Source organism: Pseudomonas cyclaminis, assembly GCF_015163715.1.
In the GTDB taxonomy this organism is placed as follows: domain Bacteria; phylum Pseudomonadota; class Gammaproteobacteria; order Pseudomonadales; family Pseudomonadaceae; genus Aquipseudomonas; species Aquipseudomonas cyclaminis.
In genome coordinates, this window is sequence record NZ_JADDUM010000321.1 from 1 (window position 1) to 11,057 (window position 11,057).

At 65.1% G+C, this 11,057-nt stretch carries 10 protein-coding genes and 4 pseudogenes; 4 read left to right on the forward strand and 10 right to left on the reverse strand.

Annotation, left to right across the window (positions count from 1 at the left end; translation table 11 throughout):
• From IQK56_RS29425 to gspG, 6 genes and pseudogenes are all read right to left on the reverse strand, one after another.
• A partial coding sequence (locus IQK56_RS29425) for an ATPase, T2SS/T4P/T4SS family (protein WP_246500314.1) occupies positions 1-483 on the reverse strand: 483 nt, incomplete at its 3' end.
• On the reverse strand, positions 480-2,735 hold the full coding sequence (gene gspD, locus IQK56_RS29430; protein ID WP_193901937.1) for a type II secretion system secretin GspD: 2,256 nt from the start codon (positions 2,733-2,735) through the stop codon (positions 480-482). The genes IQK56_RS29425 and gspD, both read right to left, overlap by 4 nt.
• Positions 2,732-3,243 (reverse strand): annotated as a pseudogene (gene gspM / locus IQK56_RS29435) (type II secretion system protein GspM). Before gspM ends, gspD begins: the two are co-directional and overlap by 4 nt.
• Positions 3,236-4,306 carry a type II secretion system protein GspL gene (gene gspL, locus IQK56_RS29440; protein ID WP_193861708.1) on the reverse strand — a complete coding sequence of 357 codons (1,071 nt, stop codon included), beginning with the start codon at positions 4,304-4,306 and terminating at the stop codon, positions 3,236-3,238. The pseudogene gspM and the gene gspL overlap by 8 nt, the downstream one beginning before the upstream one ends.
• Positions 4,303-5,182: pseudogene (gspK, locus tag IQK56_RS29445) on the reverse strand (type II secretion system minor pseudopilin GspK). The gene gspL and the pseudogene gspK overlap by 4 nt, the downstream one beginning before the upstream one ends.
• Before the next feature lie 8 nt (positions 5,183-5,190).
• Entirely contained in the window at positions 5,191-5,640 is a 450-nt protein-coding gene (gspG, locus tag IQK56_RS29450; RefSeq protein ID WP_150675255.1) for a type II secretion system major pseudopilin GspG, read from the reverse strand.
• A 148-nt stretch (positions 5,641-5,788) separates the two neighbouring features.
• Here gspG and gspI point away from each other — a divergent pair, with 148 nt between their 5' ends.
• On the forward strand, positions 5,789-6,154 hold the full coding sequence (gspI, locus tag IQK56_RS29455) for a type II secretion system minor pseudopilin GspI (protein ID WP_193861707.1): 366 nt from the start codon (positions 5,789-5,791) through the stop codon (positions 6,152-6,154).
• On the opposite strand, the pseudogene IQK56_RS29460 reads toward gspI, so the two are convergent.
• Positions 6,141-6,571, reverse strand: a pseudogene (locus IQK56_RS29460) (type II secretion system protein N). The gene gspI and the pseudogene IQK56_RS29460 overlap by 14 nt on opposite strands.
• A 93-nt stretch (positions 6,572-6,664) precedes the next feature.
• On the opposite strand from IQK56_RS29460, the gene gspH reads away from it, so the two are divergent.
• Positions 6,665-7,117, forward strand: coding sequence for a type II secretion system minor pseudopilin GspH (gene gspH, locus IQK56_RS29465; protein WP_122305530.1), 453 nt, complete (start codon positions 6,665-6,667; stop codon positions 7,115-7,117).
• Entirely contained in the window at positions 7,114-7,758 is a 645-nt protein-coding gene (locus IQK56_RS29470) for a type II secretion system protein GspJ (protein WP_193861706.1), read from the forward strand. The genes gspH and IQK56_RS29470 overlap by 4 nt, the downstream gene beginning before the upstream one ends.
• Positions 7,759-8,123: 365 nt before the next feature.
• Here IQK56_RS29470 and IQK56_RS29475 read toward each other — a convergent pair whose 3' ends face one another.
• The 3 genes and pseudogenes from IQK56_RS29475 to IQK56_RS29485 form a co-directional block, all read right to left on the reverse strand.
• The gene (locus IQK56_RS29475) at positions 8,124-9,050 is read right to left on the reverse strand and encodes a FecR family protein (protein ID WP_193901938.1); all 927 of its coding nucleotides are present in this window, start codon (positions 9,048-9,050) and stop codon (positions 8,124-8,126) included.
• A gap of 37 nt (positions 9,051-9,087) precedes the next feature.
• Entirely contained in the window at positions 9,088-9,633 is a 546-nt protein-coding gene (locus IQK56_RS29480; RefSeq protein WP_193901939.1) for an RNA polymerase sigma factor, read from the reverse strand.
• Positions 9,630-10,275, reverse strand: a pseudogene (locus tag IQK56_RS29485) (secretin and TonB N-terminal domain-containing protein). Before IQK56_RS29485 ends, IQK56_RS29480 begins: the two are co-directional and overlap by 4 nt.
• A 217-nt stretch (positions 10,276-10,492) precedes the next feature.
• Between IQK56_RS29485 and IQK56_RS29490 the strand changes: the two are divergent.
• Positions 10,493-10,804, forward strand: a complete 312-nt coding sequence (locus IQK56_RS29490) for a hypothetical protein (protein WP_122308926.1) — start codon at positions 10,493-10,495, stop codon at positions 10,802-10,804.
• Positions 10,805-11,057: the final 253 nt, after the last annotated feature.

The window sequence follows — 11,057 nt, forward strand, 5'->3', positions numbered from 1 at the left end:
GATCCGCGACACCAACGCACCGTGCAGCGCTTTGCGCGGCGACACCACATCGCGCAGCGTGCCGTCGACGCGGTAGCGCACCACGGAATGGGTTTCGTAGGGTTCGATGTGGATATCACTCGCCTCATCGCGGGCGGCCTGGGTGAGCAAGGCGTTGATCATGCGGATCACCGGGGCACCGTCCTGGGTGTCGAGCAGATCGGTGATTTCGGGCATGTCCTGCATCAGGCGGTCGAGGTCCACCTCGTTCTCGGCAGCACCGACCACAGCAGCGGCGCTGCCGGTATCGGCATAAGCGCTGGCGAGCAGGCCGTCGAGTTCGTCATCGCGTACCTGCTCAATGGGCGACTCACCGAACTGGCGCTGGACTTCACTGATGGCCCAGCCGGGGGTTGAAGGGCAGACGGTGAGCAGCGTGCCTTCGTCGCCGGGACGCAGGAGGATGCGCTGGGATTTGGCCCAGGCGTAGGGCAGCAGGCTCATGGCCGTGCGCCTGCCGGAATCGCCTTCTCCACCGAAGGCAGCTGCGGCGCCTGCACATCCGGCATCGCCCAACTGTGCTCCGGCTGCAACCCACCCTGGGCCCGGCGCATATAGTCATAGCGATTCAACGTAATCGCCCGCCCCGCCCCGCTGTCGCGAATAATGTAGGGCCGCAGGAACACCATCAGGTTGGTCTTGTTCACACTGCGTTTCTCATTGCGGAACAACGCCCCCAACCCCGGAATACTCGACAGCCACGGCACGGCGTCATTGCTCTGGCTGTAGCCGTCCTGCAGCAAGCCGCCAAGCACCATGATCTGCCCGTCATCCAGCAAAATGCTGGTATCGATCGCGCGTTTGTTGGTGACCGTGCCCGCCTCCACCGACGCCCGTGAGTCCACGCTGCTGACTTCCTGGTAGATATCCAGCTTCACCGTCCCGCCCTCGGAAATCTGCGGCCGCACGTTCAACTTGAGCCCCACTTCTTCACGCTGCACCGTCTGGAACGGGTTGTTGCTGGTGCCACCCCCGCCGGTGACATAGCTGCCGGTGACAAACGGAATGGTCTGCCCGACGAAAATACTCGCCGCTTCGTTGTCCAGGGTCAGCAGGTTCGGCGTGGACAGCACGTTTGTGCCGCCCTTGCTCTTGAGCGCCCGGGCCAGCACCTTGAGGTCGAGCACCTTGCCGATCCCCGGGATATCCACGCTGCCGTTGACCAGGCCGATGTTCAGGCCCTTGGGCAGTACGTCAATGCTGGTCTTGCCGGTGGTCACGAGGCCGCTGCCACCGAGGTTGACACCACCGAACGCGCCATTGCCCGCCAGGTTGCCGGCCTGCCATTGCACGCCAAACTCCGTGGCGTCGTCTTCATTCACTTCAACGATCAGGCTTTCGATCACCACCTGGGCGCGGCGCTGGTCGAGCATGTCGATCACTTCGCGCAGGTTGCGGTACAGCGGGTCCGGCGCGGAGATCAGCAAGGTGTTGGTGGTGGCGTCGGCCTGGATGGTCACGCCGCCGGCGCTGAACGCGGTGTCCTGGTCCTTGGACGTGCTGCCGGTAGCTTGCGCGTCCTGGCCATAGCCCGATTGCACACCACTGCCGGTGGGCGTGCCGCTGCTGTTCTGCGCGTTGCTGGCTGGGGTGGTGTTCTGGCCGTTGCCGCCCATGGCACTGAGCTTGCCGCGCGCCTCGTCGCTGACCCCGGCGTCACTCTCGCCGGTCAGCAAGCCGCGCAGCGACTGGGCCAGCTTGCCCGCCTGGGCGTTGCGCAGGTACACCACGTGCATGTTGCTGGGGTTGCTCTGGGCGTTGTCGAGCTTGTAGATCAGGTTGCGCGCCAGCTCCGTGCGTTCGGGGCTGCTGGAGCGAATGATGATCGAGTTGGAACGCGGATCGCCGATCACGTTGATCTTCTGGGTCTGGTCGGCGCCCTGGGTGTCCAGCAGTTCGGCGACCATGGCGGCGATGTCCACCGCGATGCCGTTCTGGATCTGCACCACGTCGGTGTCGATGGCGCTGGGGGTGTCGATGCCACTGATGATCTGTGCGACCCGCGCCAGGTTTTCCGCATAGTCGGTGATGACGATGCTGTTGTTGCCGGGGTAGGCATTGATCGGGTTGTTCGGCGACACAATGGGGCGCAGCACCGGGATCAGGTTCACCGCGTTTTCGTATTGCAGGCGGAAAGTGCGGGTCTGCATGCCACTGCTGCCAGCGCTGTAGATCGGCCCGCCGAGCAACTTGGCATCAGCCTCCGGCACCACCTGGGCCACGCCGCCGACATCGACCACGCTGAACCCCTGCATGCGCAGCGCCGCCAGCAGCATGTCGTAGGCCTGATGCGCAGGCACCTGGCCTTCGCTGACCAGCGTCAGGTTGCCTTTGACACGCGGGTCCACCAGGAACTGCTGGCCGGTGGCACGGGACAGTGCGCGCACCACCGCCTGAATGTCGGCGTCGACGAAGTTGAGTTGCACCGGTTGGTCGCCCAACGGGTTACGCGCCTTGACCGTCGCCGGGGCCTGGCCTCGGACGCTGTTGGTCACCCGATGCTGCACGGCGGGCTTGGGGACAAGTTCGCGCTGGCGATCCAGCACGCTATCGCCGCTGCGGCGCGTGTCGGCCAACGGCTGGCCGAGTTCGCTGTCCACCAGCAACGGCTTGGCTGCCTCCTGGCTGCTGCATGCACTGAGCGCCAGCAACAGCAGTGGCGCGGCCATACGAAAAGGGGGGACTGACCACTTCATGAAGCTTCCTTAGCGCCAAGCGCCTGATCCATGCGAACGGTCCCGGACACAGTGCCGGCCGAGGTGTCGACGGCGTCCGGGGCACGTTGCAAACGCGCCTCGGACACCTCCAGAGAAAACGAACGGGGATTGCCCAGCAACCAGCCCACCACGGCGTCGGCCGGGGGCGTTGTCGAAGATCAGGCGCCAACCGCCGGCGTCCAGCGCCTGCAACTGGTAACGGCCTTGCAGACCGGCGCTGTCCAGGGCCTGGCGCAGCGCGCCTCGTCGGCGGGCGAGGTGCACTGACGTCCTGCAACAGCCCCTGCAAGGCGGCGGCCTGGGCGCGCAGCTTGGGGGTTTCGGCTTGCCAATAGTCGATCTTCTTCAGCGCGGGCTGGACCAGCACCAGCCAGGTCAACAGGCTCGCCAGCACCAGGCCGACACCCACCAGCATGCGTTTTTCGCGCAGGGCCAGGCCGTTCCAGAACACCTGGGTCTGGCCGCGCAGGCGGTGCCATTTATTCATCGCCGGCTCCCGGTTTTTCTGCGACCTGCGCGGGGGCAATGCTCCAGCCATGGTCGTCCCGCGTGGCGGCGAAACCGGCCTGGGCCAAGGCGGCCTGCCACTCGCCCTCGGCGGCCGGGCTGCGGCTGTCAGCCAGCAACGCCAAGTGCAGGCGCCCTTGTTCGAAGGTCAGGGTGTCGACGCTGCCCACCATGAACGGCAGGTGGCTGCCCACCAGTTGCAGCAGGCTGGGAAAGCGTTGGCCGGGATCGGCGGCGGCACCGGTCTGGCGTGCCGTCAGTTGCTGGCGGGCCTGCTGCAACGGGTTGAGCACCACCGGCAACTCGGGAAACGCCTGGCGTACCTGCTGGCTCATCAACGCTTTGAGCCGCAAGCCTTCATCCGCCTGGCGGGCGGCATACAGGTTGAGGCCGACCGTCCAGACCGCCGCAGCCAGCGCGACACAGGCCAGCGCCCTGCCCCAGCCACCCCTGGAGGCTTGGCGCAGGCGTGCGTGCAAACCCCAGGCGGGCACGGTACCGGCCCAACGCTGCGCGGCGTCCACCAGCGGCATATCGAGGGCCTGCAACCCCAGCGGGTGCACCGCCGCTTGTTGCAGGCTGTCGCGGGTCAACAAACAGCCTTCGTCCAGCGCCGCTGCGCCCACGGGCAAGGCGTAGGGCGCCGGGTACAGGCCGCGCAGCTTGAGTTGCGCCAGCGCCAGGACCTGACCGAGCCGGTCCAGCCCGGCCTTGGGCACCCAGCCGACCTGCACGCGGCCGTCGCTTTCCCGAGGGCCGTGGGCCACGTGCATCTGCTCCACCGGGCCGAGGATCAACGCCTGGGCCGCGCAGGCCACGGCGGCCTGGGTTTTGGCGGCGGGCAATGGCGGCAATTCGAGGCTCGTCAGCAGGCTGTCGCGGGGGTGCAGAAAACAGTCCACCGCGTGGCGGCCCTTGCCCAATTGCGCCAGGCTTTCATGACCTTCGCGGACCACCGCGCCACGCTCCAGCCAGGCCCATTTCACCCGGCTGTCGACACTCAATTCAGCCAGCGGCGGCAAGGCAATGCGCAAGCGTTTCATACGCCCACCCGCGACCAGATCACCTGAGGCCGGCGGCTCTCCGGACGGTGCAGCAGCGCATCAAGGGTCACACGCCGCTGCGCCTGCCGCGCTTGGCCCTGCAGGCGAAACCACTCGCTGGTGATGCCCACCTGCACCGAGTCCACCGCCACCTGGGGCAAGTGCAGACGGTTGACGAAATCGCCCCGGTTGATAAACCAGCGCCCGCCGTCACGTTCAGCCACCAGCGCCTGGGCCTGGGACAGGCTCAGTTGCGGCACCACGGCGCTGAGCACTTCGGCGCGGGCGGTGTTGCCGTTGACCCAGGTGATGTCGGGCAGCACGCTGATATATGTCCGCAGGCGCTGCACCACCTCGGGGTCGAGGCCTTCGATACCGCTCAGGTCATCCAGGCTGCGCAGCATCGGGTACCTGGCGGGCGTGTCGAGTTGCTCATAGGACGCGATCACCCGCTGGCTGATGCGCCGGCTCACGGCCGGGTCGACGCCGATCAGGCGGCACAGACGCTCAAAGCTCTGCACTTGCTCGGCATCCACCCGTTGGCGGTTGACCAGGTTGCGCAGGTTGAACTTGCCCTGCTCGTCTTCAACCCGACCTTCAAACGCCCCCCCCCTGGGCACTGGCCCACGGCTGGTCCAGGCGGGTCAGCACGTCTTTCTGGCGCGCCTCCCACAGCATCTGTCGGCTGCGCTCCACCCCCCCTTGCAACAGCCACTGGCCCTGGATGCGCATCTGCTCGGCTTCCAGGCTGCGGGTAAACACGGTCTGGCGCGTGAGCATGGCACCGGCGATCACCGCCACCACGGCGGCGATCAGCAGCGCGCTGATAATCGCCATGCCGCGCTGCTTCGCCGCTGGGGGCGAATACCGTTTCATGGCGCGCCTTACAGCTGCCAGGAGCCGATATCGGCATTCACGCCATCGCCATCCGGCTGGCCATCGGCGCCGAGGGAGAACACATCGACTTCGCCGTTGGCGCCTGGATTGAGGTAGTGGTACGGGTGGCCCCACGGGTCATTCGGCAAACGGTCGAGATAGGCGCGCCATGTGTTGTTCCTGGCATCCGCCGGGCGCTCCACCAGTACTTTCAGGCCCTGGTTCATGTTCGGGTAAGTGCCGTGGTCGAGGCGGTAGAGTTTCAGCGCCTGCATCAAGCCACCGATGTCCTGCCTGGCCGCCGTGGCCCGCGCCTGGTCCGGCCGGTCGAGCACCTTGGGCACCACCATTGCCGCCAGGATCCCGAGGATGACCACCACCACCATGATCTCGATCAAGGTAAAGCCACGCTGGCCGCGAGGGCCTGGCAATGGGGATGTTAGGCGCGCGATATCCATCTCGACATTCCTTGGGTTGGGTGCATTTCGTGGCGCAGTGTTGCAAGAACACATGTCAGTCGTATTGAAAATCCTCGGGAGGTTCGGTCGCCAATCGGTCAACTCGCGGCGCTAGTCTGCGGGCCTGTTTCCAGGCTTTGAGAGCGCCATGTACGGCCATCGCAGCGAGCGAGGATTTACCCTGATTGAAGTGCTGGTGGCGCTGGCGATCATTGCCGTGGCCATGGCCGCCTCGGTGCGTGTGGCCGGGTTGATGACCCAGAGCAACGGGCTGTTGCGGGACAAGTCGATGGCGTTGCTGGCGGCCCAAAGTCGCCTGGCGGAAGTCCGGCTGGAGGGCCGTCTGCGCAGCGGCAAGCAGACCGTCGAGTGCGACCAGGGCCGCCTGAAACTGCGGTGCGAGCAAACCGTCAGCGCCGATGGCCCGCTGTTTCAGATCACCGTATTGGTGCTCGACGCCAGCCGCGAAGCGCCGCCCCTGGCGCGCCTCGCCACTCAGGTCATGGCCGAGTGAGGCGCGGCAACGCAGGGGCATCCGGCAGCTTGTCGAGGTTGACGCGCAGTTTCTCGCCACCCCGTTCAATCTCCACGCCATCGCCCTCGATGGCCGTCAGCCGCACGCCGGGGCTGAGGCGCTCACCCAATAGAAAGCTGCGCGGCGGCCGTCGTTGAGGCTGAGGATCGCCACCGCACCACGCGCGCCGGCGAGCACGCCAGTGACCTTGACCTGCAACGCCGTCGGCGCATTGGAAAACCATTGCAGCGCCGGGTTATCACTGCGCGCCGCCAGGGCCTGCGGGGTGGCCTGGGGTGTATGGGATTCGGCGGAGGTGAGTAGCAGTGGCGTCCACACTACCCCGCCGGCCAGGGCCGCCACCAGCGCGCCGATCTGCACGCCCTGGGCGGGCGAAAATCGCAGGGAAAAAGCCATGAGCTGGACCTCCTGTTTGTCCGAGTCTCCAGCGTACAGGCCAATTCGCACGTTTTTATTTCACAACCTCGCCAGTTCAGCAGGTGCCCCGCGATGAAACAACACGGCTTCACCCTGATCGAGCTGATGGTGGTGCTGGTGATCATCGGCATTGCCAGTGCCGCCATCAGCCTGAGCATCAAGCCCGACCCACTGCACCTATTGCGCAAAGACGCCGAGCGCCTGAGCCAACTGTTGCAAGTGGCCCAGGCCGAAGCCCGCGCCGACGGCCGCCCGATTACCTGGCGCGCCGATGCCAAGGGCTTTCGCTTCAACCGCCGTAGTGAGGACGGGCTGGGCATGGAGGCGTTCAAGGGCGATGCCCAATTGCGCCCACGTCTATGGGAGAGCACGTCGATGCAGATCAACATCGAACCTGGGCAGACCCTGGTACTCGATGCCGAGTGGATCAACCCACCCGTGCGCGTGGTGCTGTCCGACGGGCAACACAGCCTCAGCCTGCAACGGGATGCCGCCGGTTTGATGCGCGTGGTGAGCCTGCCATGAAGCGCGCTGAACGAGGTTTTACGCTGATCGAAGTGATGGTCGCGATCATGCTGATGGCGGTAGTCAGCCTGATCGCCTGGCGCGGGTTGGACAGCGTGACCCGTGCCGATCATCACCTGCAGGCGAGCACGGAACAGACCGAGGCGCTGTTGCGCGTGCTGAACCAGCTGCAGCGGGACATCAGCCTCAGGGCCAGCGTCGAACTGACCGCGCCGAAAGACGACGCCGACGGACTGGCGGGCGTGACGGTGCGCAGTTCTGACAGCAAGGGATTTGAATTGGATGTGATTCGTAGCGCACCGGTCGCCGGGGGTGGGTTGCAACGCGTGCGCTGGTGGCTCAAGGGCGACAGCCTGTATCGCGCCGCCGCGCCTGCGCGGGATCGGTTTCCGTTACCGGCGGCCAAGGATGGCGTCGTGGTGTTGACCGGGGTCAGCGATTTGCAGGTGCGGGTGTGGGAAGCGGACAAGGGCTGGCGCCAGTTGAGTGGGAATCGGCGGGCGGATCCGATGGGGTTGGAGATCCGGTTGGTCAGGCAGACGGCGCAGGGGGTGGAGCGGTATCGGCAGGTGCTGGGGCCTTTGCGGGTGGGGGTGACTGAGATCAAAAGCCAGAGCCGATGCTGGCTGACATCTGTCTGATGTATGGAGATCCAAATGTGGGAGGGGCGGTGCGACGATTCGCCTTGCCCCGATGAGCATGGGTATCTACACAACTCTGTGGTGAGCGGGCTTGTCCCGCGCTGGGCTGCGCAGCAGCCCTAAAAGGTCACCGCAGCGTGCCAGAATCAATCGAGGTGAAAGTTTGGGGCCGCTTCGCAGCCCAGCGCGGGACAAGCCCGCTCACCACAACAGCCTATTTGCCATAGATTCACCATCCACTGAAAGATGTGTAGATACGCATGCCTCGATGAGGGAGTGTCAGTTGATGCAACTTTGACTGACCCACTGCTATCGTCGCACCGCCCCTCCCACATTTGGGCTGGGCTCAACTGAAGAGACCTGGCCTAACTCAACAAAACAACGCCCCCAGGCAACTCCGTACACTTGGCCCCATACGCATCCCGAATCAACAGCGCCACACCGGCCAACTGCTGCAGACTGAACCGCGCCTGTACCCGCCGCCGTCCCAGTTCTTTATTGAGCAGCACGAGCATCCCCGGCCGATAGCGGTTGATCTCGTCCACCACCGTCGCCAGCGTCGCGTTATCGAACACCAGTACCTGCTCACGCCAGGCCACCACTGCCTGCGTATCCACCGTCGTCACGGGACTGACCCCGGCAGCGTCATAGCTCATTTGCCGACCACTGCCCAAACTCAGACTGTTGCCGCCAACGTCCACCGACAGCGACCCTTCGATACAGGTGACACACACCCTGTGATCGGTATGCCGCACATTGAAGCGCGCCTGCGCCGCGCTTACCCAGCCCTCCCCGGCCTGGACCTTGAGCGGCTGCGCAATATGGGCGACGACCTCGACCTCGCCTTCGAGCAGTTCAATCCCCTGCCCCACCCGGCTGATGCGTGTCTGCGTGTTGAGTTCCAGGCTCACGCCGTCGCTCAACAGCACTTGGCGCTGCTCGCCGACCTCGGTGCGATAGTCCGCCGTGAGCCCGGAAAAACCGCCTGGCACACCGACGCGCACCATCACCACCGCCGCCGACGCGGCAATCGCAGCACCGAGGAATGCGCGACGCCCGAACTGACGCGGCGCAGACGTTTGCTCCAGCGCCGGCGCCAATTGCTGCCACAACCCTTTGGCCTGTTCAAACGCCTGGGCATGCTCAGTGCTCTGGTCGCACCAGGCTTTGAGGGCCTTGGCATCGGCCACGGTGGCACGGCCCGAGGTCAGCAGGAGCAGCCAGTCGCGAGCTTCATCGTGCAAGGGGCTGGCGGCGGATGGCCGGGCGAGGGAGAAGCTAAAAATGTTCAAGCGCGCACATACTCACGGTTTTATCAGGGACTCAACACTAAGACGGTTTTCCGGCGCCGGGACCGAACCGCTGGATCACTTTTCTTTCCAGACGCTTGGCGCAATGCCCCAGGGCGGCCTTGATTTCTTTCTCCACCATGCGCGTGGATATGCCGAAGCGCTGGGAGATTTCCAGGTGCGGCGCTTCTTCCAGGCGGGCGGCGATCAGGATCTTGCGGCGGCGTGCGGGCAGTTCATACAGGGCTTTGACCAGGGACTGGATTTCACGTTGGCCACCCACCACCCGCGACGGGTCCTGGGCTTCGTCGGCGCTTTGCAGCAGCTCTTCCACCTCGCTGCCGGTGAGCAGGCGGGCGTCGGCCTGGCGGCGGTCGGCGGCGATGTTCAGGGCCATGCGGTACAGGTAGGCATTGGGTTGCGCCAGATTCGGCGGCACTTCCATGCGGTCGACCCGCAGGTAGGTTTCGTGCAGGACATCGTTGGCCAGGTCCTCCGAGCCCAAGCGCTTGCGCAAGCGCACCTTGAAGTCTTCGTAGGACGCCAGGAACAAGCTGACCATCGTACTGTGCCCGGTACTTTTCATCCGCCCGAGGCTCCTTTTACGGCTGTGCATTCCATGCGTGTTCCTGTGGTGTCGGGCATCAAGAGCAAAGTCAGCGGTTGGCGCAGTGAACTCGGCGCAGGGCGTTCCACCCGTGCAGCGCCGAGGCCGCGAACCAGTGCTTCATCGCGTTGTTCATCGCCGGTGGAGCTGACCAGCCGGCTGTGTTCGATCCTGCCGTCGCGGTTGACCCACACCTGCACCAGCGCACGAAAACTGCCGGGGCGGGTCAAGGGCGAACGGCACAGGGTGGTCTCGATGGCCTGCTGCAAGGCCGTCGCGTAGCTGTTATTGATCCGCGCAGCGCTGCGGGCCGCCGCACCACGAGCCGGGGGGCGGTTGGCTGACCTCGGGCAACTGCAAGGTAAACGCATCGCTGCGCGCATAACGTGCCATCAGGCCGCTCCCCGTCAGCAACATCGCCAGAGCCTCCTGCGCCGTGAAACGACCGTGCACGCCGAAGGAGCGACGGCCCCGCGTCAATTCGCGGTCCACCAGCACCGCCATCCCGGTGGCGCGGCTATACGCTTGCAAGGCGTGTTCAAGGTCTTGCGCGGGCAGGTTCAGCAGCAACGGCGCTGACTGCGCCCGCGCAACGCTGCCGCCGGCCAGCAGCAACAGCAAGACCAGGGCGCATACGGCGCGCCTCCAGGCCCTCTGTTCACCCCCTGCGTTGCATCGCTGCACGGCCGACGCACCCTAGAAAACCGTCATCCTGAGGCCCGTTTATGAACCTGATGTTACGGTGATAGCAAAAAAAACATCACGGTGACGAGAAGCCCGCTGCACTAGACTCCAAAGCCTTACCGGCCCACTCCCTCGGGCCTGCCAGGAGGCCATGATGAAGCTGCTCCCGACGCTCGCCAGCCTGTTGCTGTGCGCCGCCCTGCCCTTGCTCGCCCACGCCGACAACGCGCCCGGCGGTTGCACCGAAGTCACGGTGGATGGCTACAAGGCGCCCGACTATGGCTGCCTGGGCCAACACATGGGCAATGACACGAATGCAGCCAAGGCCGCGAAGAAAAACCGTGAGGCGCAGAACCTGTCCGTGGAAAAACGCCCGCCAAACACCGTGGGCTTAGCCACCCCTGCGGCAACCAGCGTGCGCATGGGCAATACCTTTGGTACATCGGTCAAGCCGCAACGGCCGTGAGTCTATTGAGGAGGTTTTCGGGCCTCGACAGTGACTGGCATGGCGATCATGACCAAGGTGATGATCGCCATGATGCTTGGGCGGGTACGGGTCCAGGCACACCGCTGAGCCAAATGCGGGAGGGGCTTGCCCCGATGAGCATGTGTATCTACACAACTCTCAAAGGCTGACACATAACCCTGTGGTGAGCGGGCTTGCCCCGCGCTGGGCTGGCGCCAGAGCCCCATCAAGCCGCCCCCGTTTTTCCAGACAA

Coding starts and splice junctions, on each gene's coding strand:
- gspG (WP_150675255.1), bottom strand. CDS start 5,640: ATGGATATCGCGCGCCTAACATCCCCATTGCCAGGCCCTCGCGGCCAG.
- IQK56_RS29480 (WP_193901939.1), bottom strand. CDS start 9,633: ATGAAAAGTACCGGGCACAGTACGATGGTCAGCTTGTTCCTGGCGTCC.
- IQK56_RS29490 (WP_122308926.1), top strand. CDS start 10,493: ATGAAGCTGCTCCCGACGCTCGCCAGCCTGTTGCTGTGCGCCGCCCTG.
- gspL (WP_193861708.1), bottom strand. CDS start 4,306: ATGAAACGCTTGCGCATTGCCTTGCCGCCGCTGGCTGAATTGAGTGTC.
- gspH (WP_122305530.1), top strand. CDS start 6,665: ATGAAACAACACGGCTTCACCCTGATCGAGCTGATGGTGGTGCTGGTG.
- IQK56_RS29470 (WP_193861706.1), top strand. CDS start 7,114: ATGAAGCGCGCTGAACGAGGTTTTACGCTGATCGAAGTGATGGTCGCG.
- gspI (WP_193861707.1), top strand. CDS start 5,789: ATGTACGGCCATCGCAGCGAGCGAGGATTTACCCTGATTGAAGTGCTG.
- gspD (WP_193901937.1), bottom strand. CDS start 2,735: ATGAAGTGGTCAGTCCCCCCTTTTCGTATGGCCGCGCCACTGCTGTTG.